At 68.2% G+C, this 26,805-nt stretch carries 26 protein-coding genes; 6 read left to right on the forward strand and 20 right to left on the reverse strand.

Going from position 1 to position 26,805, the window contains the following annotated elements; translation table 11 throughout:
- Positions 1–73: 73 nt before the first annotated feature.
- The 12 genes from BS329_RS15935 to BS329_RS15990 form a co-directional block, all read right to left on the reverse strand.
- The gene (locus tag BS329_RS15935; protein ID WP_076161496.1) at positions 74–1,333 is read right to left on the reverse strand and encodes an MFS transporter; all 1,260 of its coding nucleotides are present in this window, start codon (positions 1,331–1,333) and stop codon (positions 74–76) included.
- Between the two features lie 150 nt (positions 1,334–1,483).
- Positions 1,484–3,154: a PucR family transcriptional regulator gene (locus BS329_RS15940; protein ID WP_076161498.1), complete on the reverse strand. Its 1,671-nt coding sequence runs from the start codon at positions 3,152–3,154 to the stop codon at positions 1,484–1,486.
- A 76-nt stretch (positions 3,155–3,230) separates the two neighbouring features.
- Positions 3,231–4,337: an o-succinylbenzoate synthase gene (menC, locus tag BS329_RS15945; protein WP_076161500.1), complete on the reverse strand. Its 1,107-nt coding sequence runs from the start codon at positions 4,335–4,337 to the stop codon at positions 3,231–3,233.
- The gene (locus BS329_RS15950; RefSeq protein WP_076161502.1) at positions 4,334–5,218 is read right to left on the reverse strand and encodes a GNAT family N-acetyltransferase; all 885 of its coding nucleotides are present in this window, start codon (positions 5,216–5,218) and stop codon (positions 4,334–4,336) included. Before BS329_RS15950 ends, menC begins: the two co-directional genes overlap by 4 nt.
- A gap of 31 nt (positions 5,219–5,249) precedes the next feature.
- Entirely contained in the window at positions 5,250–6,392 is a 1,143-nt protein-coding gene (locus BS329_RS15955) for a M20 family metallopeptidase (protein ID WP_076161504.1), read from the reverse strand.
- Positions 6,389–7,864: an amidohydrolase family protein gene (locus BS329_RS15960; protein ID WP_076161506.1), complete on the reverse strand. Its 1,476-nt coding sequence runs from the start codon at positions 7,862–7,864 to the stop codon at positions 6,389–6,391. The genes BS329_RS15955 and BS329_RS15960 overlap by 4 nt, the downstream gene beginning before the upstream one ends.
- A 239-nt stretch (positions 7,865–8,103) precedes the next feature.
- On the reverse strand, positions 8,104–9,441 hold the full coding sequence (locus BS329_RS15965) for a GH1 family beta-glucosidase (RefSeq protein ID WP_076161508.1): 1,338 nt from the start codon (positions 9,439–9,441) through the stop codon (positions 8,104–8,106).
- A 26-nt stretch (positions 9,442–9,467) separates the two neighbouring features.
- A complete protein-coding gene (locus BS329_RS15970) occupies positions 9,468–10,307 on the reverse strand; it encodes a carbohydrate ABC transporter permease (RefSeq protein WP_076161510.1) in 840 nt (279 codons plus the stop codon).
- Positions 10,300–11,253: a carbohydrate ABC transporter permease gene (locus BS329_RS15975; protein WP_076161512.1), complete on the reverse strand. Its 954-nt coding sequence runs from the start codon at positions 11,251–11,253 to the stop codon at positions 10,300–10,302. Before BS329_RS15975 ends, BS329_RS15970 begins: the two co-directional genes overlap by 8 nt.
- The gene (locus BS329_RS15980; protein ID WP_076161514.1) at positions 11,253–12,566 is read right to left on the reverse strand and encodes an ABC transporter substrate-binding protein; all 1,314 of its coding nucleotides are present in this window, start codon (positions 12,564–12,566) and stop codon (positions 11,253–11,255) included. Before BS329_RS15980 ends, BS329_RS15975 begins: the two co-directional genes overlap by 1 nt.
- Positions 12,567–12,756: 190 nt before the next feature.
- On the reverse strand, positions 12,757–13,278 hold the full coding sequence (locus tag BS329_RS15985) for a hypothetical protein (RefSeq protein WP_244197173.1): 522 nt from the start codon (positions 13,276–13,278) through the stop codon (positions 12,757–12,759).
- Between the two features lie 10 nt (positions 13,279–13,288).
- Positions 13,289–13,945, reverse strand: coding sequence for a GntR family transcriptional regulator (locus BS329_RS15990; RefSeq protein WP_076161516.1), 657 nt, complete (start codon positions 13,943–13,945; stop codon positions 13,289–13,291).
- 67 nt (positions 13,946–14,012) lie between these two features.
- Between BS329_RS15990 and BS329_RS15995 the strand changes: the two genes are divergently transcribed.
- Together BS329_RS15995 and BS329_RS16000 are read left to right on the forward strand one after the other, a co-directional pair.
- Complete coding sequence (locus BS329_RS15995) at positions 14,013–14,444, forward strand: VOC family protein (RefSeq protein WP_076161518.1); 432 nt, start codon at positions 14,013–14,015, stop codon at positions 14,442–14,444.
- Between the two features lie 139 nt (positions 14,445–14,583).
- Positions 14,584–15,063, forward strand: a complete 480-nt coding sequence (locus BS329_RS16000) for a cupin domain-containing protein (RefSeq protein ID WP_076161520.1) — start codon at positions 14,584–14,586, stop codon at positions 15,061–15,063.
- Between the two features lie 3 nt (positions 15,064–15,066).
- Here the strand turns inward: BS329_RS16000 and BS329_RS16005 are convergent, their stop codons facing one another.
- Positions 15,067–15,474, reverse strand: coding sequence for a RidA family protein (locus tag BS329_RS16005; protein ID WP_076161522.1), 408 nt, complete (start codon positions 15,472–15,474; stop codon positions 15,067–15,069).
- 101 nt (positions 15,475–15,575) lie between these two features.
- On the opposite strand from BS329_RS16005, the gene BS329_RS16010 reads away from it, so the two are divergent.
- The gene (locus BS329_RS16010; protein ID WP_076161524.1) at positions 15,576–15,971 is read left to right on the forward strand and encodes a winged helix-turn-helix transcriptional regulator; all 396 of its coding nucleotides are present in this window, start codon (positions 15,576–15,578) and stop codon (positions 15,969–15,971) included.
- Between the two features lie 36 nt (positions 15,972–16,007).
- On the opposite strand, the gene BS329_RS16015 is transcribed toward BS329_RS16010, so the two are convergent.
- Positions 16,008–16,859 (reverse strand): maleylpyruvate isomerase N-terminal domain-containing protein, encoded by an 852-nt coding sequence (locus tag BS329_RS16015; RefSeq protein ID WP_341866331.1) that lies wholly within the window; start codon positions 16,857–16,859, stop codon positions 16,008–16,010.
- A gap of 219 nt (positions 16,860–17,078) precedes the next feature.
- On the opposite strand from BS329_RS16015, the gene BS329_RS16020 reads away from it, so the two are divergent.
- Positions 17,079–18,527: a DHA2 family efflux MFS transporter permease subunit gene (locus BS329_RS16020; protein WP_076161526.1), complete on the forward strand. Its 1,449-nt coding sequence runs from the start codon at positions 17,079–17,081 to the stop codon at positions 18,525–18,527.
- Between the two features lie 5 nt (positions 18,528–18,532).
- Here the strand turns inward: BS329_RS16020 and BS329_RS16025 are convergent, their stop codons facing one another.
- From BS329_RS16025 to BS329_RS16045, 5 genes are all read right to left on the reverse strand, one after another.
- Positions 18,533–19,660 (reverse strand): acyltransferase family protein, encoded by a 1,128-nt coding sequence (locus tag BS329_RS16025; protein ID WP_076161528.1) that lies wholly within the window; start codon positions 19,658–19,660, stop codon positions 18,533–18,535.
- Between the two features lie 57 nt (positions 19,661–19,717).
- Complete coding sequence (locus BS329_RS16030) at positions 19,718–21,112, reverse strand: ATP-binding protein (protein WP_076161530.1); 1,395 nt, start codon at positions 21,110–21,112, stop codon at positions 19,718–19,720.
- Entirely contained in the window at positions 21,105–21,782 is a 678-nt protein-coding gene (locus BS329_RS16035) for a response regulator transcription factor (protein WP_076161532.1), read from the reverse strand. Before BS329_RS16035 ends, BS329_RS16030 begins: the two co-directional genes overlap by 8 nt.
- Positions 21,783–21,957: 175 nt before the next feature.
- Positions 21,958–23,424: an SDR family oxidoreductase gene (locus BS329_RS16040; protein WP_076161534.1), complete on the reverse strand. Its 1,467-nt coding sequence runs from the start codon at positions 23,422–23,424 to the stop codon at positions 21,958–21,960.
- Positions 23,425–23,435: 11 nt separating this feature from the next.
- Positions 23,436–23,909, reverse strand: coding sequence for a MarR family winged helix-turn-helix transcriptional regulator (locus BS329_RS16045; RefSeq protein WP_076161536.1), 474 nt, complete (start codon positions 23,907–23,909; stop codon positions 23,436–23,438).
- 106 nt (positions 23,910–24,015) lie between these two features.
- Here BS329_RS16045 and BS329_RS16050 point away from each other — a divergent pair, with 106 nt between their 5' ends.
- Positions 24,016–26,058, forward strand: coding sequence for an MMPL family transporter (locus BS329_RS16050; protein ID WP_076161538.1), 2,043 nt, complete (start codon positions 24,016–24,018; stop codon positions 26,056–26,058).
- Positions 26,059–26,063: 5 nt separating this feature from the next.
- On the forward strand, positions 26,064–26,318 hold the full coding sequence (locus BS329_RS16055; RefSeq protein WP_208619221.1) for a hypothetical protein: 255 nt from the start codon (positions 26,064–26,066) through the stop codon (positions 26,316–26,318).
- 157 nt (positions 26,319–26,475) lie between these two features.
- On the opposite strand, the gene BS329_RS44590 is transcribed toward BS329_RS16055, so the two are convergent.
- Positions 26,476–26,721, reverse strand: coding sequence for a DUF1905 domain-containing protein (locus BS329_RS44590; RefSeq protein ID WP_341866335.1), 246 nt, complete (start codon positions 26,719–26,721; stop codon positions 26,476–26,478).
- Between the last annotated feature and the right edge of the window lie 84 nt (positions 26,722–26,805).

Consider the following 26,805-nt stretch of genomic DNA (forward strand, 5'->3'; position numbering starts at 1 on the left):
GCCACTTTCGGGACATCTGATGTCCCGAAAGTGGCTTTCGCGACCTGCCCCGGTGCGGGTGGCGTGGCACTGTCTACTGAGGACTCGCGGCGGGGAACGTGAACTGCGCGGGGTTCTGCGGCACCCAGAACGCCATCACGGCGGCGAGGAAGGTGGTGCCGATGAGGAACCCGAACGCGGCGGTGTAAGAGAAAGCGTCGGCGAGCCAGCCCATCGCCACCGGGGCGACCGCGCCCGCCACCTGGCCGCCGAAGTTCATCACGCCCATGCCGATCCCGGTGACCTCCGTGGGCAGCACGCGTAACGGCAGGCCGAAGACGGCCATCGTCGCCATGCCGAACACCGCGAGGGCGAGCGTTTCGTAGAGGGTGAACTCCGCCGTGCTGTCCGCGTTGACCATCAGGATCAGCAGCACCACGGTCGCCATCGCGATCGAGCTCAGGTACCAGCGGCCGTGGTCGTGGAAGTAGCGGTCGAACAGCCAGCCGCCGAGGATGGTGGTGCCGATGCTGACCAGCATCGGGATCGCGGCGAGGACACCGGTCTGGCTCAGTGTCAGGCCCCGCGTCTCCAGCAGATAACTGGGGACCCAGGTGATCAGGCCGTAGTTCAGCATGTTGGTGACGCAGAACAGCAGGGTGAACTTCCAGACCACGAAGGACTTCAGTACCTGTTTGCGCGAGACCGCGGGCGGCGCCGTCTCGTCACGGGGTAGACTGCTCAGCTCCTTGGGAAGCGCTTTCGGCAACAGCGTCCAGACGATCACGCCGATGATCGCACCGATCCCCGCCATCCAGAAGAACGTGTGCCGCCAGCCGATCGCCATCAGCAGCGGCCCGACGATCAGCGGCGCCAGCCCCGCGCCGATCCCGCCGGCGGACAGCATCACGCCGGTCACCGTCGCACGGTTGCCGGGGGTGGTCCGTTCCGCGATCGCCTTGAACGAGGCCGCCGGGAAAAGCCCTTGGCACACCCCGAAAAGGCCGCGGACGACCAGCAGCATGCCGAAGGTGCCCGCCAACCCGGTCATCGCGGTGAACGCCGACCAGAGCAGCAAGGTCACCAGCATCGGCCCGCGAGAGCCGTACCGGTCGGCGAGGAAACCCGCCGGGATCTGGCAGACCATGTAGACCAGCGCGAACACGGTCACGAGCCAGCCTTGCTGGGTCTTGCTGAGGTCGAATTCGGCGCCGATCATCGGCAGCGCCATCCCGATCGAGAACCGGTCGATGTAGTCGACCGCCCAGGCGAAGACCATCACCACCATGGTGATGAGCGCCGTCCGGTTGATCCGCCGCGCTGTCCAGGTGTCCTCTTTGACCACTGTCGTCATGGCGCCTCCGCGGAAACGTTGGGAGAGAAGGAGAACGGCGCCGCCGTGGCGCCGATCACTCATTCTGAACAGCGGGTGGCGAGCAGAGTTCGTGCGTTCCCACGAACATCCGGAGGTCTTTCGGGCGCGGTGGACCAACTCCGCCGGTGGTCAGGACTCCTCGGCCGGCGCCCCGGTCTGGGTGTCACGGGGCAGTAGCCGGAGTTGCAGCATGGCCGCGAACCGCTCCCCCGCGTCGTCGAGGTCGATCTCGCCGACCTCGGCGAGGCGCCGCAGCCGGTACCGGAAGGTGTTCGGGTGGACGTAAGCCGCGGCGGACGCGGCACCGATGTCACCGAAGGCGTCCAGCCAGCACCGCAGGGTGTGCACCAGTTGTGACTGATGCTGAGCGTCGTAGGCGAGAAGCCGCGCGACAGGCCCTGTCGCGACGTCTCCCCTCGCCACGGCGAGATCGGCCAGCTCCAGCATGAGCGCGTCGACGTGGACGTCTTCCACGGTCGCGACGCGTTTCGCGCGGGCGTTGGTGAGCAGCACGCGCAATGCCCGGTCGGCGCCGTCACGCGAGGCACGCAGGCCGGAGCCGTCGAGCGCGAGCGGTCCGATGCCGATCGCGGCCGCCGCCCGGCGTCCGGTGCGCTCCAGGAAGGTCGACGCGACCCGAACCGAACGCTCCTGGCAGTCGGCGTGACTGCCAGGCATCGGGACGATTCCGTAAGCGACGTCGCCGACGAGGGCGACGGCCGAACGCGGCTGGACGGCACTGAGGTGCATGGCCAGCGCGTCGGCGACCCGCTGGCGGTCGGCGACCAGTCGGAGATCGTCGTCCGGGGCGGACGCGCCGAGCAGCCCCATGGCGAGCACGATCGACGGCTGGCCGAGCAGGCCCAGCCGGGCGATGGCCTCCGGAGCCCCGGCCCCGCCTTCGAGCGCCGTGCTCACCAGATCCGCACGCAGCCGCCGTTCGACGTCGGCACCCGCGCGCAGCCGGAGCATGTGCAGCGCGACCAGCTTGGCGGCGTCGATGAACGCCTGGGTCCGCTCCTCGCTGAGCGGTTCCCGGACCGCTGCCCAGATCGACCCGAGCACTTCGTCGCCAGCGCGGACGGCGAGCGCCACACGCGGGATGGTGATCTCGTTGTCGTCGTAACGCTGCGGATCGACGTAGACAGGTGTGTGGTCGCGGTACAGCCTCTCGAAGACACCGTCCCGTTCCAGACCGCGGGTGAACCGCTCCGGCACCTGCCTGCCGAGGATGGTCTCGACCCGGGACGGGTCCGCTTCGTCTTGGCGCCCGGAAAACGAGAGGACCCGCGAGTTGCGGTCCTCGATGGTCACCGGCGCGTCCAGCAGCGCCGCGACCGCGTTGGCCAGTGCGAAAAGATCACCGGACGGCATCCCGCCGAGGGTCTGCGGCGAGACCTCACCGACGTCTCCCTCGGCGAGCAACGTCCTGAGCATGGCGGCGAGCTGGGCCCAGGAGGCGCCGCGCGCGAGCCCGAGCAGGGCGACCCCGGACGAGTCCGCGGCGCGCCGGAGTTCCGGCGTCGGGGTGACGGGAGACCGGACGACGAGCGCCGCCGCGCCGCTCGCACCCACGTCGTGCAAGAGGCGGACGATCTCGTCGGGATCCCGCACCCCGACGCCGAGCACGACGGCCTTGGCGGGAAATTCGGACTCGTCGTGCGGATCGTGGATGACCACCCCGCCGAGCTGCTTGCGGGTGGTCCGGCCGACCGCGATCGGCTCCAGGAGCACGTCCCCGAGGTCTTCGAGGACGCGCCCCAAACTCGTATGTGGCTTGCTGGGCACCGGTGTCAGCACCCCCCGAAGTTAAACTCGGTTTCGCCGAACCGATCGGTCCGTCTCAACCAAATCTAACCCCGGGATTCGTAGCACGCTACGAACTGATCCACGCCTTCGCCTTCGTGACCTCGTCCAGCAGATCCGGGATCGGGGTCACGCCGAGGCCTGGCCCGGTCGGGACCGGGAGATGTCCGGACTCCAGTACGAACGGCTCGGTGATGTCCGTGCGGTAGAACCGGCCGGACGCCGACGTGTCACCAGGAAGGGTGAAGCCCGGCAGCGAGGCGAGCGCGACGTTCGCCGCCCGGCCGAGACCGGTCTCGATCATCCCGCCGCACCACACCGCGACCCCGTGTGCCGCGCAGACGTCATGCACCCGGCGGGCTTCGAGGTAGCCGCCGACACGGCCCGGTTTGATGTTGACGATCTGGCAAGCGCCGAGCTTGATCGCGTCGGCGGCGGACCTCGCGGACACGATCGACTCGTCGAGGCAGATCGGTGTCCGGATCCGCTTGGCCAGTTCGGCGTGGCCGAGGACGTCCTCCTCCTCCAGTGGCTGCTCGATCAGCAGGAGGTCGAACGGGTCCAACCTGCCCAGCAGCGGCGCGTCACCGAGGGTGTACGCGGTGTTCGCGTCGACCTGGAGCAACACGTCTTCGCCGAAGCGCTCCCGCACCTGACGCACCGGCTCGACGTCCCAGCCCGGTTCGATCTTCAGCTTGATGCGGACATAGCCCTCGTCCAGGTACCCGCCGACGACGTCGAGCAACTGCGGGATCGAGTCCATGATCCCGACCGAGACCCCGCAAGCCACCGAGTCGCGGGTCGACCCGAGTTCCGCCGCGAAGGACCTGTCGTGCGCACGGAGTTCGGCGTCGAGGACAGCCATCTCCAGCGCGGCCTTCGCCATCCGGTGGCCCTTGAACTTCGCCAGCAGCGGCGTCACCTTGTACGCGGTCACGTCCTCGGCCGCCAGCAGGGCCGGGATCAAATGGTTCCGCAGCACGTGCTCGGCGGCGTCGTTGTACTCCGACGAGTAGAGCGGAGCCTCCATCGCGACGCATTCGCCCCAGCCCTCGCCCGTCGGCGTCACCGCGCGTACGAGCAGCAGCTCCCGTTCCGCCTGTGTCCCGAACGACGTCCGGAACGGGGCCACGAGCGGCATCCGGACCCGGCGCAGTTCCACACCGCTGAGTTTCACGACTGCTCCTTCGAGATCACGTACCAGCCGGCACGATCGAAACCGGCGACCTTGGCGTTGTCCGCCATCAGTCCGCCGAGGACTTCGCGCAGGGCGACACGCCACGCGTTGCCGCGACCGGGATCGGTGCGGCGTAACCGTTCGACATCCGGGGGAACGCCCACGAGCACGGTCGGTGTGTCGGCGGACCCGATGACCGGGCCGCCGTCGGAGTCGACCGAGAGTGCCTTCGCCGCGCCCAGCGCTTCCGCGTCGATCAGGACAGGTTCACCGGAGGCGGCGGCGCGGACGTCCGGGCTCGTCAGGTCCCAGCCGACCATCAGCCGGTCGGTGTCGCCCGAGCCGTTGATGCCGTCCTCCATCGGACCGTAGAAGTCGGGCAGGTAACCGATCGGCCGCGCACTGAGCTTCGTCAGGTTGAAGTAAGCGTTGCGCCGCACCAGCGGGTCAAAGGTCCAGGTGATCAACGAGACGTCCTGGTGCAGCGCCCAGCCACGCTGGTGCAGTTTGAGCGCGGCCCCGATTCCCCGGCCCGCGCCGGCGTCGGCGACCCCGGCGATATGACTGTGCAGGCTCGCTTTCCCCGGGTTGCCGAAGAAACCGAAGCAGGCCCCCAGGAGTTCGCCGTGCTCGAACGCCCCCGCGACGTAATTCCCGGCCGTGGACATCGCACGGAGCAGTTCCGTGCTCACCGGCCGGGCGCCGGGCGCGAACTTCCAGATCGACTCGAACAGGCCGACCACCGCCGCCAGATCGGCGATTTCGGTGAGTTCGCGGATTTCGACGCCCGAAGCCACGGCCGCGGCCCGTGCGGTGGCGGCGGCTTCGTCGCGCACCTCCCGGGCAACCAGGCTTTCCGTATTCGTCGCAAGATTCGTCACGGGACAATCCTTTCCCGGCCCGGCGGCCGAGTCACTGTCGTGCCGTACCAGATTCGCCCGCGGGATTCGTCGCGCCGGACGGACCTCGCTTCGCGAGGACGTTTTCCACCAGCGCGCCGAGCAAAGCGGTGCGCCGCGGCAATTCCGCGACGACGACGTGTTCGTCATCCGCGTGTGCCCCGCCGCCGACGGCACCGAGACCGTCGAGAGTGGGAATCCCCATCCCAGCGGTGTAATTGCCGTCCGAGGCGCCGCCGACCGACGCCGAAGTCAGCTCGCCGAGGCCGAGTTCGCCCGCCAATTCCTGGGCCAGCGCGAACAATCCCGCCGACGAACCCTCTTCCAAGGGCGGCCGGTTGATCCCGCCGGTGACGCGGACCTCCGCGCCCTCCAAAACCGGCCGGAGTTCCCGCATCGCCCGGTCGACCCGGAGTTGCTCGGCCTCGTTCCACACCCGGACGTCGACCGCCACGCTCGCGGCCGCCGGAACGGTGTTCACCGTCGTTCCCGCCGAGACGACCGTGGGGGTCACACTGGTCCCGGCTTCCGGGTCGGCGATCGCGGCCGCCGCGAGGACCTGGTGGGCGATCTCGATCCCCGCGTTGATCCCCTTCTCCGGTTCGAGCCCGGCGTGCGAGGCCCGGCCGACGACCTCGATCCGATACTGGGAAACACCTTTGCGGCGGCATTTCAGCGCGCCGCCGTCGGCCGAGGCCTCCAGTACGAACGCCGCGTCGCAACCGGCCGCCGTCTCTTCGATGAGAGCACGGGAAGACGGCGAGCCGATTTCCTCGTCGCCGGTGACCAAAATGGACAGTCCGGTGCGGTCGGGTACCGTCGCGGCGGCGTGCAACGCCATCACGACCCCGGCCTTCATGTCGAAGCAGCCAGGGCCGCGCAAGACGCCGTCCCGCACGGAGAACGGGTGAGTCTCCAGAGAACCGTGGGGCCACACCGTGTCATGGTGCCCCAGGAGCAGCACGCGCGCCGGTCCGTCGCCGAACCGCCAGCGCAGATGGGTGACGCCGTCGACGACGATCCGCTCCGGCTCCACGCCGAGCAGTCTCCGGCCGACACCCGCGACCACCTCGGCGCTGCGGGCGACGGCGTCGTGATCCGAAGACGGGGACTCGCAACGGATCAGGGTCTCGATGTCTGCGAGCAGTTCGCTCACCGCGGCTCACCCCGCAGTGGCTCGCCGGGGAAGGCGTCGGCGCGCAGGTTCCCGTCGGTGACCACCGGAACGCCCGAAACGAACAGGTGCCGGACGCCGACGGACGGCCGGATCGGGTCGACGTAGGTCGCCGCGTCGGTGATGACGTCCGGGTCGATCACGACGATGTCCGCGTCGGCCCCGACGTCGAGCCTGCCCTTTGCCCGCGCTGCCGGGGCGACCTCGTCGAGGACACGCGCCGGCAGGTAGGAGCAGCGCCGGAACGCCTCCAGCCAGGTCCACGCCTTGCTTTCCCGCACCATGAGGCGCAACGTCTTGGCGTACGTGCCGGCCGTGCGCGGATGCGTCGCCCCGCCGGGCGGCAGCGGCCATTCGGTGCTCTCGCTGGTGCCGTCCTTCCAGTACACGGGCAGGGCGTCGCTGGCGACGATGGCGTCGGGGAACACGAGCGCCTGACGCAGCAGTTCGAGGTCGCGGGGGTTGCCCTCGTCGAGGAACTCCAGGATGCACGGCGCACCCGAATCCTCGGCACGCACCTGGAGCAGGCGTTTCTCGTCCGCGATCCGCTCCCCCGTCTCCAGCATGATCACACTGGACGGTGAGAGCCCCTTCATCTTCAGCCGCTCGGGCGAGAGGAAGGCGGCGCCGATCCCCGTGCTTCCCGCGCCGTACGGATAGGCCTCCACGGTCACCCTCGACCCGGCCGAACGGCTCGCCTCCAGCGCGGCGAGCACCCGGTCGATCTGGTGGCCGGACGTGCTGTTCACATGGCAGTGGTGCATCGCGGCGCCGGTCTCGGCCGCGACGATCGCGATTTCCTCCGACCCGTCGACAGGGGTCGCGGGATCCACCTCGACCAGTTCCCGGACGTGCGTGTAGGTCGGCGCCTCGGCCTCCTTGGCGAGCCGCGCGAGAGCCACGAACTCAGCAGGGTCCGTCAGAGGCGCATAACCGAGCAGCACGCCGACGCCGAGCGCACCCGCGGCCAGCTCACCCTCCACGAGGGACAGCCAGCCCTTCAGTTCGGCGGGCGACGAAGACCGTTGCCAGGCGGGGTTCCCGAGCACCGCGAGGCCGCTGTCGATGTTCGCGTCGGGCTCGATCCCGGCGAGCACCTGTGCCCTGGCGGAGCCCCACGACGCGGAAAACCCGTAGTGCAGCGGACGTCCTGCCGCGGCGGCTTCGGCGTACGCGCGCTCGATCGGCATCAGCCCGGCTTCGAGATCGAGCGCGGTGGTGACGCCGTCCATCGCCTGTAGCCGCTGGCCCGCGATGGTGTGCACGTGACTGTGCAGATCGATGAAACCTGGTCCGACGACGAGCCCGGAGACGTCGATCTCCCTGTCGCCGGGCTGCGCGGCCAGACCCTCCCCCACGGCGGTGACCACCCCGCCGGATACCAGCACGTCGGCCGTGCCGTCGAACCCCGTCGCCGGATCGATGACACGACCGCCACGCAAGAGTGTCCGCATTGCTTAGCCTCCTAGATCGCCTCGTTCATGGCGACACTAGGAGGTTTCGCGAGACGTCCGTTCGTAGCCGGCGACGAATCCGCGCCACCGGATCCATCCGCCCGGACGAACGTTCAAGCCGGGCTTCGCCGCGTGTCGTCCGTTCCATCACGCGTGTCGTCCGTCCAGTCACACGAAATCGCCATCCGCGCACCGGCGACCACAGTTGGCTCTATCCGCCCCTACCACTCACGAGGCCGCTAGCGGCCGTGGTGCTCCGAAATGATCTCGGCGTACCGGTGCCCACTCGCCTTGACCGTGCGGATCTGGGTGTCGTAGTCGACCCGCACGAGCCCGAACCGTTTGCTCAGCCCACTGTCCCACTCGAAGTTGTCGAGCAGAGACCAGGCGAAGTACCCCTTCACCGGAGCCCCGGCTTCGGCCGCCCCGGCCACCGCGCTCAGATGTTCTTCGAGGTAGGCGATGCGGTCGGCGTCGTCGATCGAGCCGTCCTCGGCGACCTTGTCGTCGAAGGCGGCGCCGCTCTCGGTGACGTAGATGGCCCGGGCGCCGTATTCATCGGCGAGCCGGTGGATCAGGTCCGCCAGCCCCTGGCCGTGGATCTCCCAGCCCATCGCGGTGGTGGCGGCTCCCTCGACGGGCACCTGCCTGGCGCGCGGCGCGGAACCGTTCGGGTCGTCCTCGACGATCTGCCGGAAGTAGTAGTTCAGCCCGTGGTAGCCGACCGGAGCCGAGATCACCTCGAGATCGTCCCCGAGCACGGGCGGCTCGACACCGTAGACCTCGATCATGTCCGCCGGGTAGCCGCGGCCGTTCGACGGATCGAGCCACCAGCGGTTGACGTGTCCGTCCATCCTGGCCGCCGCCTCGACGTCCTCGACGGAGTCCGACGCGGGCTCGATCCCGCTGAGGTTGACCACCAACCCGACGTTCGCGGGCTCGGCGGCGTTCGCGGTGATCGCTTGCACGCCGAGGCCGTGCGCCAGCAGAAGGTGGTGGGAAGCATGGATGGCCTGTTTCAGGTCCTTGATCCCGGGCGCGAAACGCCCTTCGAGGTAGCCGAGCCACGCCGAACACAACGGTTCGTTGACGGTGTTCCAGTCCTTGACGCGGTCACCGAGTTTCGCCGCGACGACGGCCGCGTAGTCGGCGAAGGCGTAGACCGTGTCGCGCTCGGGCCAGCCGCCCTTGGCCTGGAGTACCGAGGGCAGGTCCCAGTGGAACAACGTGACGAACGGCCGGATCCCGGCTTCGAGCAACGCGTCGACCAGTCGATCGTAGTGGTCGAGGCCGAGCGCGTTGACCTCGCCGCGCCCGGTGGGGATCACCCGCGGCCAAGCGACCGAGAAGCGGTAGGCGTCGAGACCCAGTTGCCTCATGATCCCGAGATCCTCCGGCCAGCGCCGGTAGTGATCGCACGCGACGTCGGCGGTGTCGCCGTTCAGGACGGCACCCGGGACCCGGACGAAGTCGTCCCAAATGGACGGGAGGCGGCCGTCGACGTCGACGGCGCCTTCGACCTGGTACGAGGCGGTGGCCGCACCCCACAGGAAATCGGCGGGCAGGTGCAGATTCAAGACAGACCTCTCTTCGACGATGCGAGTCATTTGACGGCGCCGGCGGTGAGCCCGGCGACGAGGTAGCGCTGGAGCAGGAGGAAACCGGCGACGACCGGGACGGACACGATCAGCGAGGCGGCCATGACCTGGTTCCAGTAGACCTGGACCTGGGTGGAGTACTCCTGGAGGCCGACGGCGAGGGTCCGCGTGCCCGAGTCGGTCATCACCGACGCGAACAGGACCTCGCCCCAGGCCGTCATGAACGAGTAGATCCCCACCGCCACGATGCCCGGCATCGCCGCGGGGACGACCACGCGGATCAGCGCGCCGAGCGGCCCGGTGCCGTCGACCATCGCCGCCTCGTCCAGTTCCTTGGGGATCGAGTCGATGTAGCCGGCGAGCATCCAGATGGCGAACGGCAGTGAGAAGGTCAGGTAGGTGATGATCAGCCCGAGCCGGGAGCCGTACAGGACGATGCCCGTGGTGTTGCCGATGTTGACGAAGATGAGGAACAGCGGCAGCAGGAACAGGATGCCGGGGAACATCTGCGTGGACAGCACGGTCAGCTTGAAGAAGTTCTTGCCCCGGAACCGGAAACGGCTCAGCGCGTAGGCCGCGAAGATCGCGATCACCACCGAGAGGATCGCCGCCGAACCGGAGATGACCAGACTGTTCACGAAGTATTCGGCGAGCGGGATGGTCTCCCAGATGTCGAAGAACGGCTGGATGGTCAGCGTCGTCGGGAACCACTCCCACTTGCCTTGCACGTCCCCGAGCGGCTTCAGCGACGAGGAGACCATCGCGTAAAGCGGCACCAAGGTGAACAGGGCGAGGAAACCGAGGACGAAGCGACGGGCCCACGGGACCCAGCGAGGATCAGACAACGGTGTTCCTTCTCATCGTCAGTCCCAAGTAGACGGTGCTGACGATGAGAAGGAACACCAGCAACAGCACCGACATCGCCGAACCGAGACCGAAGTTCCAGGTCACGAAGGAACTCTGGTAGATGTGGATCGAGATCAGCGACGCCTCCTTCGGCGCGGACGCTCCGAAAAGGACATACGGCGTGTTGAAGTCGTTGAAGGTCCAGAGGAACAGCACCAGCAGCAGGACCTGGTTGACCGGGCGCAGCATCGGCTGGGTGATCGCCTGGAACTGCCGCCACCAGCCCGCGCCGTCGATCGACGCCGCCTCGTACAGTTCGCCGGGGATGTTCTGCAGCCCGGCCATCACGATCAGGAACGCGAACGGCCAGTTGCGCCAGACCGAGACGACCACCAGCGACCAGAAGCTGTTGTCCCCGATGAGCCAGAAGGAATCGGTGCCCAGCAGGCTGTTCACCAGGCCGGTGTCGCGCTGGAACATGAACGACCAGGTGATCACCGCGGCGTACATCGGCAGCGCGTACGGCACCAGGAACAAGGTGCGGAGCACGCCGCGGCCGCGGAAGTTCTTCTGCATCAGCACGGCGGCCGAGGTCCCGAAGAGCCAGCAGAACCCGACCGAGAGGACCGTGTAGAGGACGCTGATCCAGAACGAGCCCAGCAGCGCCTTCCCCGCCGCGGAATTGAAGTCCAGGACGAACTCGTAGTTGTCCAGTCCCGCCGCCGGTGCGGACGAGAAGTCCCGGATGGAGAACTGCGTCAGCTTGAAGAAGCTCATCACGAGCCCGGCGATCATCGGGATCACGTGGACGAGCAGTTCGAGCAGGATCGCGGGGAGCAGGAGCAGATACGGCAGCGCGACCCGGCGCCGCTTGCGCCGGACGCGCTGGGGCCCTGGCGCCCCGGCCACTTTCACGGCCGGGGCGTTGTCGAGAGCGGTCGGCATCAACTACCGGCCGCGATCTGCTGATCCGCTTGGTTCAGCTGGTCCCGGATCTTGGCGTCGTCGACCGGTTCGCCGGCCGCGACGTCGGCGAACATCGCCTTCATCGCGGTGCCGATCAGGGTCTCGAACTGCGACTCCTGCGGGACCTGCGGCATCGGCTCCGCCGAATTCGCGAGGACACTCTGGAAGACCTTGACGTCGTCGGTCTGGAACGCCGCGTCGCTGTAGGCGTCCTGGACGGTCGGCAGCGAGCCGTAGGTCTTGTTGAGCAGTGCCTGCTCCGGAGCCGAGACCATGAACTTCACGAAGTCCAGTGCGGCGTCGGGGTTCTTCGTGTTCTTGAAGACCGACATGTTGATCCCCGCGACGAAGCTCGTCACTTTCCGGCCGTTCGGCGGCGCGGCGGCGGGCAGCGGGATCGGCGCGACGCCGAGGTTCGCCATGTCCATCCCGATGTTCTTGAACGAGCCCGCGGAAGCCTGGTTCATGAACATCGCGGCCTTGCCGTCCGACAGATCCTTGAGAGACTTCGCGGTGTCGGCGTACTCGGCGTTGGACGGATTGACGATCTTGTCCTTCTGCATCAGGTCGACGAACCGCCGCACGGCCGCGACCGACGGATCCGAAGCCAGCTGCGGCTTGCCATCGGGAGTGAAGAACTGCGCGCCCTGCTGGGCTCCGAGGATCGCCGCGTGGTGGCTGTTCTCGGTGACCTGGCCCGCCTGGAGCGACATACCCCACTGACCCTTGTCGGGTTTGGTGAGCTTCTTGCCGTCACCGACGAGTTCTTCCCAGGTGGCTGGCGGCTTGGTGATACCGGCCTCGGCGAAGAGTTTCTTGTTGTAGTACAGGCCGTACGCCTGGCCGTAGAGCGGTACGCCGACCGGCGGCTGGCCGCTCGCCCCGGTGGCCGCCAGTGACGGGCCGAGGAACCGGGACTTGCCCCCGATCTTCTCCAGCGCGGCGTCGTCGAACGGCAAGAACGCCCCGGTCGCCTGAAGCGAAGCCGACCAGGTGTTGCCGATGTTGAGCACGTCCGGCCCCTTGCCCGACGTGGTGGCCGCGAGGATCCGGTTGAGCAGATCCGTCCACGGGACGACCTCGAGCTTGACCTTGATCCCGGAGGACTTCTCGAACTTGTCGAGTTCCGGCTGGAGGGCCGCCTTGTCGTTGTCGAGACTGGTGCCCTGGTTGGACGCCCAGTACACGAGCTCCTGGGGAGCGCTGGACGACGTGCCGCCGCCACCGCACGCCGTCGTGGTGGCGGCCGCCAGCGCCAGGACGAGCGCTGGAGCGATCTTTCCGATTCGCATCGATGGTCCTCGGGGTGAGTGGCCAAGCCGCGTCCGGAACCTGTGATCCGGGACACGCCTTATTTCAGGGCTTGAGTTAAGCCCTGGGCCACCTTGCCGTCAAGCCCCTGGACGCCATTTCGTCCCGCTCGCGCCGAGGGCTGGCGATTGCCACGTCAGCCGGGTTGCCGGTGGATCAGCACCGTACCGGTCACCAGGGGGTTCCGCCCAGGGTCGCAGGGCCGCGATCGACGGTGATCACCTTCTCGTGACGATAGGAGTCGAGGTCCATGTGGAGCCATGACTCCCCTGGCCGGGCTCGGTGGAACCGGAACGTCCCGTTCGTACTGTTGGCACCGACGACGCACCGGACGGGAACCGGTGCCGTCCGGGCGATCTCGAGCGCGAACCCGAGGCCGTGACGCAGCATCAGGACCTGGTCCGCTTCGGAGATCACCGGCTCGCCGTCGGGCAGGCTACCCACCTCGATCGGCAGATGGTCTTCAAGATGGAAGCTGCTGACGAAGCACTCCCAACCGGTCAGGTCGGCATGCGTTCCCGGCGGCCGTCCGGCCCAATCGGGAATCCCGCCGAGGGTGATGACTCCATCGGTCACCACGATCTCTTCGGCGAGCATCTCCCGCAACTCCGGCGCCAGCCGGTCAGGCGGCATCGCGGCGGCCTGAGAACCCAGCGCCTCCGCGGCGAGGTCGTTCAGACGGACGTTGAGCACCTCGAGCCCTTCATTTCCCGGTCAGTACATCGAGGGCTTGCCCGCGATGGACAGCGAACAGTTCGAGCGCCTTCTCCCCGTCTCGGGCACGAAGAGCCGACGCGAGCCGCCGGTGCTCCGCCGGGATGCTCGCGAGATAGCCCTCGGAGTTCACGCCGATCCGGGTCAGCAGGAACAAGTGCACCTGCGACCGGATGGCCTGCCACGCCTCGATGAGCCGCCGATGCCCGGAAGCCGCGTAGACCGCGTCGTGGAAGTCGATGTCGCAGCGCACCATCTCGTGCTCGTCGCGCGCCCGGCCCATCCGCTCGACGACCTCGTCGAGCGCCGCCAGATCCGCGTCCGAGGCGGATGCGACCACCAGGCGGACAGCGAGCTGTTCCAACGCCGAGCGGAGGCTGTCGAGTTCGGCGACGTCCACATCGGACAGTGTCGTGACGATCGCGCCGCGATGCCATTCACTGCGCACCAGGCCCTCGCGCTCCAGTTTGAGCAACGCCTCGCGCACCGGGCCACGGCTGACACCCAGCGCCTCCGAAAGTTCCACCTCGCGCAGCTGCGCGCCGGGCGGGTAGGCGCCACCGAAAATGGCGTCCCTGACCCGGTCGGCGACCTCGTCGGCCAGCCCTCGGCGGCGGGCGGGCACCACCCGGCCGGGTTCGCTCATCGTCATCCTCCCTCGGGAAGACTCGATCGTAGCGACCTTCACTTTGTCCTAATGTTAACATTGAGACATGAGTATCCTCGACTCTCCCATCCCGCGTTTCCACCTCGCCATGCCCGTCGACGACCTGGCCGCCGCGCGCACCTTCTACGGCGAAGTCCTCGGCCTCGAACAGGGCCGCAGCTCGGACTCCTGGATCGACTGGAACCTCCACGGCCACCAGTTCGTCACGCACCTCGCGCCGGAACGGCCACAGCGGATCCACAACCCCGTCGACGGCCATGACGTGCCCGTCCCCCACTTCGGGCTGATCCTCGCCGTGCCGGAGTTCCGGAAGCTGGCGGACCGGCTCCGCGCCGCGGGCACCGAGTTCGTCATCGAGCCCTACGTCCGGTTCGAAGGGCAGACCGGCGAACAGTGGACGATGTTCCTGCTGGATCCGGCAGGCAACGCGCTGGAGTTCAAAGCCTTCGCCGACGACTCACAGGTCTTCGCTTCCTGACCGGCCGTCTCGCCGTACTGATCGATAACCTACACATTATCGATCAGTACGGTTTCCCGCATTGATCAAGGCCTGCCGCCGGGGAAAGCTTGTTCCTGTCAGCGAGCCCGCTGAACACGGAAACCAAGGAGACACCACCATGTTCGACCCCATCCTCCTCAGGGCCGCCGACGCCGAGATCGTCAGCGACGCGCCGGGAAGCGACATCACGCTGCTGGCCGACTCGGACACCACCGACGGGGGCTTCACCGCGAACCGCGCGACTCTGAAGGACGGTGTCTTCGGTACCCCAGCCCACTTCCACACCCGCGCGACCGAGTTCTTCTTCGTACTCGAAGGAAAGCTCCAGGTGCTCGTCGACGAAACCCTGCACATCCTCGAGAAAGGCGACTTCCTCGCCGTGCCACCCCAGGTGCCGCACGCGTTCGGGCCCGCCGCCGGGTCGGACGCCGACGTCCTGGTGACCTTCACGCCGGGCATGGCCCGCTTCGACTACTACCGGCTTCTCGACCGGGTCGCCCGCGGCGAAGCCGATCCTTCGGAGATCGCCGCGTCTTCGAAGCAGTACGACAACCACTACGTCGACAGCCCGCTCTGGCGTGCCGCCCGCGGCCAGTGAGCGTCAGTCGATGACCGCGGTCGCTTCGACCTCGACCAGATGCTCAGGCACGTCGAGCGCCGCGACACCGATCAGCGTGCCCGGCGGGACCGGGGTGACGCCCAGCTTGGTGGCGGCCCGGTCCACACCTTCGAGGAACAGCGCGAGTTTGTCCGGGGTCCAGTCGACGACGTAGACGGTCATCTTCGCGACGTCGTCGAAGGTGGCGCCGGCCTCCGCGAGCGCGACACCGATGTTCAGGTAGCACTGTTCGACTTGGGCGGCGAGATCGCCTTCGCCGACAGTGACACCGGCGGCGTCCCAGGCGACCTGCCCGGCGATGAAGACCAGCTTCGACCCGGTCGCGATCGAAACCTGCCGGTAGGCGGGGATCTCCGGCAGCCCCGCGGGATTCACCAGGGTGATGGCCATGCTGTCGCACTCCTTGCTTAGGTCACTTATGGTTACCCAGAAACTGTAGGAGAGTGTGGAGCGACCTGGAAGAACGCACTTTTTCGTGACTGGGGAACCCGATGGTGACCAAGCAGCTCAGCAGTACTGCGGACGACGCGGATCTGACGCGGGCGGACTCGCTGGCGCGGGAGATCTTCTCCGACGTAGCCAACAAGTGGGCGCTCCTGATCATCGAGATGATCGGCGACCGCACGCGACGGTTCACCGAACTGCGGAACGACATCGAGGGCATCAGCCACAAGATGCTCACCCAGAACCTGCGCATGCTGGAACGCAACGGCCTGCTCGAACGGACCGTGCATCCGACAGTGCCGCCTCGCGTCGACTACACCCTCACCGAGGCGGGGCATGGTCTGCGGGCGACGGTCGACGGGATGTGCGACTGGACCCACCGCTTCCTCGGCCACATCGAACACTCACGTCGCCGGTTCGACGCGCCCGCCGACGGGAACTGAAGGAGACTTTCGCATGCGGGGAAAGTCCCCCTTCCGCTAGGGAAGCCGGACGACCCGCAGGAAAGCGGGCAGCAACCACGGCCGCGGACCGCCGATGACGATCTTGCGCGTCAGCGCGGAACGCACCTTGCCGATCCGGTGGAACAGCATCAGGTTCAGCGACGCCGGATCGAACGAGATCCGTGCGTCGACAGGGCCGCCGGGCTCCTCGACCGTGACCCGGCCCCGATGCAGCACCAGCACGACCGGAGACGTGTACGCCGACCGGAAGGCCACGGCGATCCGCCTTTCCCGCGGCGGCTCGTCGGTGTCTATAAGGTGCCCGACGCCATGGGTCAGGACGCCGACGAGGAAGAGTTCGAAGAACAGCGCCGCGTCACCCGGCGGGATCGTCCACGGCAGTTTCACCGCCTTGGCGATGTCCCAGCCGTGGATCTGTAGTTCGTTGACCAGGTGCGCGAGGACGCCGGCCAATGGCACCTTCGAGTCACCGAGCCAGTCCAGCGGGGTGGCCGGATCGGCATCCTCGGTCACTCGCAGTACTTCATCGATGGCAGCGAGCAATTCCGGCACCAGCACGCCGATGTCGCGTTCGGGAAAGTCCTTCAGCACCAAGGTGTTCAGTACGGAAACCGTGTCCACAGTGGTCCTTCGAACTTGGCCCTGCGCGCGGTCGTCCAGCAGCGGGGCCGTGTCCGGCCGCGCCAGGGACCGGTACATCTTCGCGATCAACGCGACATGGGCGACGGTGTCGGCCACCGTCCACTCCGCGGTGACCATCGCGCCGGGATCCGGAACGCGGGCGACCATTTCCGCGAATCGCGCGCCCGTCACCCGATAGGCTCGTCGTACCGATCGCCATTGATCCGCCGTGATCTCTCTCGTCACAGCGCGATTTTACCGTGTCACGGCCGGAAATCCGTTCGCTCGCGTGCGGTTTCGAAATCCGCTCACAGCGAAGTGACCGTACTCACTACGGAAATCGACGTGACACGCACCGACCGGCCCAGGCAGACTGAACTACAGATAAGCCTCGCCTTCGCTGCCACCGTTGACGGTGGTCGGATGCGCCCACGCGGACAGCGCCCTTCCAGGAGCCCCCCAAAGATGACCGAGACCTTGCCCGAAACCACCCATGACCAGGAAAGGGCTCCGGCGCGCGCCGGGCTCCTGATCGGGGTCCTGGTTCTTTCCGCGTTCGTGATGATCCTCAACGAGACCATCCTGAGCGTCGCGCTGCGTGACCTGACCGTCGACCTCCAGGTCCCGACCACCACCGTGCAGTGGCTGACCAGTGGCTTCCTGCTCACCATGGCGGTCGTCATCCCGATCACCGGGTTCCTGCTCGAACGGTTCACCCCGCGACAGGTCTTCCTCGCCTCGCTGACCCTGTTCAGCACCGGCACCCTGGTCAGCGCTCTCGCCCCGGGTTTCGCGCTCCTGCTGACCGGCCGGGTCATCCAGGCGTGCGGTACGGCCGTCATGCTCCCGCTGCTGATGACGACGGTGATGCGCCTCGTCCCGGTGGAGAAGCGCGGCGCCACGATGGGCACGATCACCATCGTCATCGCGGTCGCCCCCGCCATTGGCCCGACCATCGGCGGCGCGGTGCTGTCGTCGCTGGGCTGGCGCTGGATGTTCTGGATCGTGCTGCCGCTCTCGCTCGCGGCGCTGGTGGTCGGCATCCTGCAACTGCGGCTGCACAGCGACACCCGCAAGGTACCGCTGGACGTGCTGTCGGTGGTCCTGTCCGCTCTCGGTTTCGGCGGCGTGCTGTACGGCCTGTCGGTGTCCGGCGAGTCGGCGGGCGGGCACCAGCCGGTGCCACCGTGGCTGCCGATCGTCGTGGGCGCCGTGGCACTCGTGGTGTTCACCTGGCGCCAATTGCGCCTGCAGAAGGAAGATCGCGCGCTCCTGGACCTGCGTCCGTTCACCCACCGCAGCTTCGTCGTCTCGCTGGTGCTGACGGCGCTGCTGTTCATGTGCCTGCTCGGCGCCGCGGCGATCCTGCTTCCGCTGTACTTGCAGACCGTCCTGCACACCAGCACGTTCGTCAGCGGGCTCGCGGTGCTTCCCGGCGGCCTGGTCCTCGGGCTGCTCGGCCGCCCGGTCGGCGCGCTGTACGACCGTTTCGGCCCCCGGCCCTTGGTCATTCCCGGCGCGGCCGCGATGGCGGTCTCGCTGTGGCTGTTCGCCCTGCTCGGCCCGGAGTCACCGCTGATCGCGGTCATCGCCATCCACGTCCTCCTGATGGGTGGACTGGGCCTGATGATGACGCCGCTGATGACCGAGTCCCTCGGTTCGCTGCCCGAGCACCTCTACTCACACGGCAGCGCGATCCTCGCCACCCTGCAGCAACTCGCCGGCGCGCTCGGCACCGCCATGTTCATCGCGGTGGCCACGGCGAGCACGGTGACGGCCGGGGCCGCCAGCCCCGACGCGGCGGGTATCCGCACCACCTTCATGGTCGCCGGCTGTGTCGGCCTGGCCGCGTTCGTCGGTTCCCTGTTCGTCAAGAAGAACAGCGGTGCCTCCGCGGTGACCGCCCACCACTGACCCACTCATCGCGCGCCCGCCGTGACCTCCACCGGAGGGACGGCGGGCGCGCGGCGTTCGAGGACTTTCCGGCCGTAGGCGATGGCGGGCTGCTCGACCCATCGGCGCAGCGCGCAGGCGAACAGCAGGGCGACCCCGGTGGTCGCGGCGGCCTTGGCGAAACCGCTGGGCAGCAGCCAGCCCGTCACCCCGGCGGCGCCGGTCTGGACGAGGTAAAGCGCGTAGGACCGATCACCGACGAAGGTTATCGGCCTGCTCGAGAGCAGCGTCCGGATCGGGCCCGGCGAGACGACGGCCACGAGCAGCAGTGCCGAACCCGAAGCGTAGACCGGGACCACGAACTGCCAGTGCCCGCCGAGTGCCTTCACCAGCGGTCCGACGGAGAACTGCAACACGACGAACCCGCACCCGATCACCGTGGCGACGGCGGGACTGGTCAGCGGCCGGACCACGGCGAACCCGCGCGGATGGTGGAGCGCCATCGCCAGCAGGCAGCCGATGACCAGCGAGCAGTAGTGCACCGAAAGGCTCGCCCAGGTGTGTGACGGTGCCAGCGGCAGCGCGAACAGCACCACACCGAGGACGGCCGACGCGCCGAACAGCAGGCGCAACGCGGTCTTCCCGCTTCGCGCGAACGACGTGAGCACCAGCAGCGCGGGCCACACCAGGTAGAACTTCTCCTCCACCCCGAGCGACCACGACGTCGGATAGGGCGTGTTGAAGTCGACGAGTTCGTTGCCGAAGACGAGGTAGTACGGCATGGCATCGGCGAGCCTGCTGCTCTGGTACGTCCCGCCGAGGGTCACCGCGAGCGTCGTCAGCGCCAGGAGCAGGAAGTACACCGGCATGATCCGGAAGACCCGGCGGAGGTAGAACGCCCGCAGCGAGATCCGGCCGGTCCTGCCCTCTTCGCGCAGGGACAGCGTGGTGATCAGGAATCCGGACAGCACGAAGAACAGCTGCACGGCGATCCAGCCCTGCAAAGGGTCCATGATGGGACCGCCGTAGTGGAAGAACACGACGGCGACGGCGGCGAGCGCGCGCACGCCGGTAAGACCGGGGAACCAGGACGAGGCCAGGTAGCCGGTGTGGCTGAGCGGCCGCCACCAGGAGCGGCGCGAGAGGTCGGACATGGCCCGTAGGTTCGGGCCCGGACGCTGAACCGAAGCTTAAGGAAGCTGAAGACGTCTTCAGTTTCGTGTTTCCGCCGACGGCAGCCGGACCACGAGGCGGGCACCACCCTCGTGGTCGGTGACCGCCGCGGTGCCGCCGTGCGAGTGGGCGATGTCGGCGACGATCGCCAGCCCGAGACCGGCGCCACCTTCGTCGCGCGCGCGTCCGTCGTCCAGCCGCACGAACCGGTCGAACACCCGCTCGCGGTCCGCGGCGGGGATTCCGGGCCCGTCGTCGGTGACGGTCAGCACGCAGGTTCCGTCCACTGTGGACAGCGAGACCACGACGCCGGTAGTGGTGTGCCGTTGCGCGTTGTCCACGAGATTGCGGAGCAGTCGCTCAAGCCGTCCCCGATTCCCGAGTACGACCGGCTCCCCCTCGATGTCCGCCCGCACACCCTGCCGTCCGGAGAGACAGGACTCGACCACTTCGGACAGCCGGACCGGGGTGAGCCGTTCCGGGCCGGAGTTGTCCAGCTTTCCGAGGAGTACGAGATCGGCGACGAGGTCCTGTAGCCGGGTGATGTCGAGCAGCGCGTTCTCGCAGGCGTCGCGCCAGTCCAGCCGGTCCGGATGCGCGAGCAGCACTTCCAGTTGTGTCCGCAGCGAGGCGAGCGGTGTGCGCAGTTCGTGCGACGCGTCCGAGGTGAACCGGCTCTGCCTGGTGACGGCCGTGTCGAGGCGGGTGAGCATCGTGTTCATGGTTTCCGCGAGCTTCGCGATCTCGTCCCCGCTGTCCGGGGCCGGGACCCGGCGGGAGAGGTCGTGCGCGCCGATTTCCGCGACCTCGGAACGGATCGCCTCGACCGGGCGCAGCGACCGGCGGACCGCGAGCCACGCGATCACGCCGATCAGCAGGGCGATCACCGGGACGCCCACCAGCAGTGTCATGCGCACCACGTCGAGCGCCGCCTGTCCGGACTCGTCGACCACGGCGGCGGCGAAGATCCGGTACTTGCTGTCGCCGCTCGTCTCGCCCGCGACGTGCACGCGGGTCTCGGTGATTTCGACGTCACGGCCAAGGGTCCGCCGGCATCCGACCGACCCCGGCATCGCGAGGTCGACGTCGCCGGGCCGGAGGATCGCCACGGAATCGCCGTGCTGGAAGCCGTCCGCCGGGACGAGCGCGCCGTGTCTCAGCCCGGGACAGGTGATGAGCCGCTTCCCGGTCTGATCGACCACCTCGTAGGCCGAGTCCCGCACGAGGAGCCGCAGCTCGGCCGGGGCGGCGCCGGTGTTCAGTACCTGGACGATCGCGGCCGCGCGTTCCCTCGCCACCTGCGCGGCGCCGTTCTCCAGCCGGTTCTGGGCGTCGAGCACGAGCCAGGCCGACACGACGCCGAGCGCCAGTATCGAGGTCACGAAGGAGGTCAGCGCGACCCGGAAGCGGGTCGACCGCCAGAACCTACGCACCGGAACCCACCACGTGATAGCCGGCGCCGCGCACCGTCCGGATCGTCTCCACCCCGAACGGCAGGTCGATCTTGCGCCGCAACGCGCTCATGTGGACCTCCACCAGGTTCGCGGTCGCCGACGCCGCGAAGTCCCACAGGCTTTCCAGCAGTTCGGCCTTGGTGACCACCTCGCCCGGCCGCCGCATCAGGTACGCGAGCAACGCGAACTCCTTGGTGGTCAACGAGATCTCGGCGGGACCACGGCGGCAACTGTGACTCGCCTGGTCGAGTTCGAGGTCCCCGAGCCGCAGGATGCCCGGCCGGATCGCTCCCCCGCGCCGGATCAGGGCCCGGAGCCGGGAAAGCAGCACGCCGTAGGAGAACGGTTTCGGCAGGAAATCGTCGGCGCCGGTGTCCAGCGCTTCGATTTCGTCGTCCTCGCCGTCTTTCGCGGTCAGCATCAGGATCGGGGTGGCGTCGCCGCGCTCGCGCAGCCTCCGGCAGACGCGATAACCGTTGAGACCCGGCAGCATGATGTCGAGGATCATCACGGAGTACGGATTCTCTTCGGCGTACCAGAGCGCGTCACGGCCGTTGTGCGCGACGTCCACGGCGTAGCCCTCGGCGCTCAGCCCCGCCCGCAGTGATTCGGCCAGCCGCCGCTCGTCCTCCACGAGCAAGATCCTCATCCGCTCACGATCCCATACGCCCGGGTACGGACGCCCTCATGGCACGGTGAACCCCGCTGCGTGGCGTTCGCCGCCGCCCGGGGTGTCGCGAAAGCCACTTTCACGACGTCTGATGTCCCGAAAGTGGCTTTCGCGACACGGTCACCGGGCACTCTCCACGCCTTCACTGACCGAGCTACGAGCCGCCGGCTTCTCCTTGTGCCGCACCGGTGATGTTGCGGGCCATGCCGCCGAAGACGACGCCGTGGAACGGCGCGACGCCCTTCCAGTAGGCGTGCCCGGCCAGTCCGTGCGGCTCGAACACCGCCCGCTGCCGGTAGATCGTCCCACCGTCCTCATCGGACTCGACGCCGAGTTCGAGCCAGGCACGCCCCGGCAGTTTCATCTCCGCCCGCAATCGCAGCAGACGCGGCCGGTCCAGGTATTCGACGCGCCACCAGTCCAGCGCTTCGCCGAGATGCAGCCGTCGAGGATCCCTGCGGCCGCGCCGCAGTCCCACGCCGCCGGCGAGCCGGTCCGCCCAGCCGCGGATCGACCACGCCAGCGGGAACGAGTACCAGCCGTGTTCCCCGCCGATGGACTCGATGACGTCCCACAGCGCCTCCGGCGTGGCGTCCGTCCTCTGTTCGCGTTTGTCCTCGTAGACGGTCCCGCCCGCCCAGTCCGGATCGCTCGGCAGCGGATCCGACGGCGCGGACCCGGTCGAGGCGTCGGACCAGCGGGTCGGCACGTCGGCGTTACGGATCCGGGTGAGCGCCAGTTCGACGGCGTGTTCGTAGTGGGTCAGGCCCGCTTCCGGGTCGGGGATGTGCTCGGCGATCGCCTGGTCGTGGCAGACCACTTCGTGTACCAGCGACTCGATCAGTGGCACCGCGATCGACTTCGGCACCGGCGTGACCAGGTTGACCCACTGCGCGGACAACCACGGCGTCAGCACCGACACGGGGACGACGGCTCGCCTCGGGAGACCGGCGACGACGGCGTAGCGGCGCATCATGTCCAAATAGGTCAGGACGTCGGGGCCACCGATGTCGAAGGCGCCATTCACCTCCGACGGCAGCCCGGCGGCGTGCACGAGGTAGTGCAGCACGTCCCGGATCGCGATCGGCTGGATGCGGTTGTGCACCCACCGCGGGGTGATCATCGCCGGGAGCCGCTCGGTCAGGTAGCGCAGCATCTCGAAGCTCGCCGAGCCCGAACCGATGATCACCGCGGCCTGCAGGACGATGGCGGGAACCCCGGAATCCAGCAGGACCTGGCCCACCTCGGCCCGCGACGCCAGATGCGGCGACAACTCCTCGTCGTCCGGCACGATGCCGCCGAGGTAGACCAGCCGCCGCACGCCCGCCGTCTTCGCGGCCTCGGCCACCGTCCGCGCCGCTTCCCTGTCGACCTCCACGAAATCCTTGCGTGACAAGGAATGCACCAGGTAGTAGACGACCTCGCCGTCGGCCAGCGCGGCCTCGATCGAGGCCGGGTCGGTGACGTCGCCGCGTTCGACCTCGACACGGTCGCGCCAGGGCTCTTCGGCGACCTTCTCCGGGGAGCGCGCCACCACTCGGACCTCATGGCCCGCCTCCAGCAGTTGCGGCACCAGCCGCCCACCGACATATCCCGTCGCACCGAGCACCACACATCGCATTCCCCGAGTGTTCACGGTGCCAGTCGTCCGCGCACCTCCACGGTCGCGGCGATGCTGCTCCGGAGGAAGCGCGCGACCGTCCGCCGTTCGTCCTCCCCCAGGTCCTCCCACGCGGCGGAGAAGCGCTCGCCGAGCGGCAGGAAGAACTCGGCGCCGATCCGGCGGGCCTGGTCGTGCATCCGCAACTCGACCTTGCGCCGGTCGGTCGCGCTCCGGTCGCGGTAGAGGTGCCCGGCCCGTTCCAGCCGGTCCAGCACCGCCGTCGTCGCCGACGCGCTCAGGTGCAAGGCGGCCGCGAGCCTGCTCGGGCTCATCGGGTCCCCCATCCTGGCCGCGTCCATGATCACCGCGAGCGCGTTGAGGTCGGTCCGGTGCAGACCGTGCGCCTCGCCGAACATCTCGGCGAACCGGTCCGACTCGACGGTCAGCTTCCGCAGCAGGAGGACGAGCACGTCGTCCGTGACCTGTTCGACGTCCTCAGGCATGCCCCGAACCTCCCCGAATGTTGCCCCGTCCGGGTGACGACTCTACTATTTCGATGGTCGAACTATTCACTCGTCGAAGTAGCACTGTCACGGGAGCCATCCGTCCATGATCTCGGAAGTCGAACGCCCCGCCCGCACGCGGTCACGTCTGCGGTGGCTGCTCCCCGCACTCGTCGCGGTCGCGTGGCTGATCTTCGGCGGGTTCAGCGGCCCGTACGCCGGGAAACTGAGCCAGGTCACGGAGAACGACAGCAGCAGCTTCCTGCCCGCTTCCGCCGAGGCGACCGAGGTCAGCGAACTCCAGAAGCAGTTCTCCAGCGCCGCCGTCATCCCGGCGATCGTCGTCGCCGAGCGCCCCTCGGGACTGACCGACGGCGACAAGCGGTTCCTCGCCGACCGGACGTCGAACGCGCGCCTCGTTCCCGCACCGGGCAGCGCCGCCGGAGCGCAGGTCGTCGTCCTGTTCGACGCCGCGAGCGATCCCGGTGACAGTGTCGAGGCCTTGCGAGACGCGCTCGCCCGCGACACACCCGACGGGTTGAAGGTGCTCGTGACCGGCCCCGCCGCGCAGGTCGCCGACCTCAAGGAGGCGTTCGGCGGGATCGACGGGCTGCTGCTCCTGGTCGCGGGCGCGGTGGTCGCGCTCATCCTGATCATCGTCTACCGGAGCCCGCTGCTCCCCCTGCTCGTCCTGCTGTCGGCCGTGTTCGCGCTGGGAACGGCAAGTCTCGCGGTGTACCTGCTCGCGGACCACGACGTGCTGGCGTTGAACGGGCAGAGCCAGGGAATCCTGTTCATCCTCGTCTTCGGCGCCGCCACCGACTACGCGCTCCTGATGATCTCGCGCTATCGCGAAGAACTCCGGACGACCGAGGACGCCCGCGCCGCCTTCCGCACGGCCTGGCGCTCGACCATCGAACCGATCGCGGCGTCCGCCGGAACGGTGATCCTCGGTGTCCTCTGCCTGCTGTTCAGCGACCTGAACTCCAACAAGGGCCTCGGCCCGGTCGCGGCCATCGGTATCGGCGCCGCCTTCCTGACGACCATCACGTTCCTTCCCGCGGTCCTGGCCCTGTGCGGGCGCAACGCCTTCTGGCCCTTCCGGCCGGAGGTGGCTCAGCTCAGTGAAAAGACCGACGGGTTGTGGGGCCGCGTCGCGGGCTGGATCGCCCGCGCGCCACGCACGATCTGGATCGTCACGACCGTCGTCCTGCTCGCCGGCGGCGCGTTCCTCCCCCAGCTCAAGGCCTCCGGCACCGCGCAGTCCGACGTCTTCCTCACCCCGGTCGACTCCGTGGCGGGACAGGAAGTTCTGTCACGCTACTTCCCTGGCGGTTCCGGCTCCCCCACGGTGATCATCGCGCCAGCCGGCCAGGCTCAGGCCGTGACCGCGCTGGCGCGTGTGCCCGGCGTCTCCGACGTCCGCCAGAGCCCCGTCCCGGAAGCCGGAGGACTCGCGAAGATCGACGTGGTGCTGGCGGATCCCCCGGATTCCGACGCGGCGGTCGCCACCGTGGAACGGATCCGCGAGGCTGTGCACACCGTCGACGGCACCAAGGTCGGCGGGCCGACGGCGACCCTGCTCGACACCAGGAAGACGTCCGAGCACGATCGCCTGCTGATCATCCCGATCGTCCTGGTCGTGATCTTCCTCGTGCTTGCCCTGCTGCTGCGGTCGCTGCTCGCGCCACTGTTGCTCATCGGCACGGTGGTGCTGTCCTTCGCCGCGACCATGGGTGTCTCGGCGCTGATGTTCAACCACGTCTTCGACTTTCCCGGCGCAGACCCTGTCGTCCCGCTGTTCGGCTTCGTCTTCCTTGTCGCACTGGGGATCGACTACAACATCTTCCTGATGACGCGAGTCCGCGAAGAGGCGGGCAGGATCGGAACCGGAGACGGAACCCTGCGCGGCCTGCGCGTCACCGGCGGCGTGATCACGTCCGCGGGTGTCGTACTGGCCGCGACCTTCGCCGCGTTGGCCGTCCTGCCCATCCTTTTCCTGGCTCAGCTGGCGTTCATCGTCGCGTTCGGCGTGCTGCTGGATACGCTCCTGGTGCGGTCGCTGCTGGTACCGGCGCTGGCAGTGGACGTCGGCCGGAAGATCTGGTGGCCGTCGAAACTGGCGAAAGCCGAACAGCCCGTAGCCTGATGACCATGAGCGAGCTGGACGACTTGCGAGAGCGCGCCGCGGCCGGCGACCGCGACGCCGTCGACGAACTGATCGAACTCGCCGGTGAACGCGGCGACCTGGGCGAACTCCGGCGGCTGGCCGACGACGGCAGCGGTGACGCGGCGGACCAGCTGATCGAAACGGCGACCGAGCTGGGTGCGCTGGACGAGCTGCGGCGGCTGGCCGGACAAGGGAACCGGACGGCGGCGGAGCAGTTGGCCGAACTCACCGAGGAGTAGCGGCTCGTATCGCCGGGATCAGCAGGGAAAGCGCGGCCACGAGCGCGATGCCGCGCATGACGCCCGCGACCGAGACAGCGGCCTGGTGGCACGCGAACGCTCCGGGCGCAGCGTTCTCTCCCTGACGATACCGCTCGGCGAGCGTCTGTTTTGACGGTCAGAGATTGATCAGCTCGATGGTCACCTTCGCTACGTCACCCTCCTCGAGTCCTTCGGCCTTTCGGACCGCTTTCTTGACCGGCAGCACGTAACTACCGCGTTGGGAGTCCGGGAAGATCGACGTCTTCCACTCGCTGCCACCGATACCGACACCGACGCGCACCGCGCCAAACCCGCGACGCGGGCCGTCGGTAATTTCGCGGATCTCCTCGGAGACGTCTTGGGGCGGCTGACGAAGGTCCAGGTCTCCTCACGGCGGGCGTCCAGTTCCGGACGGTCGGGACCCGCGAGCCGTGAATGGCTCCTCCCCAAGTACGTGAAGGACCCC

Origin of the sequence: Amycolatopsis coloradensis, assembly GCF_001953865.1 — a bacterium.
In the GTDB taxonomy this organism is placed as follows: domain Bacteria; phylum Actinomycetota; class Actinomycetes; order Mycobacteriales; family Pseudonocardiaceae; genus Amycolatopsis; species Amycolatopsis coloradensis.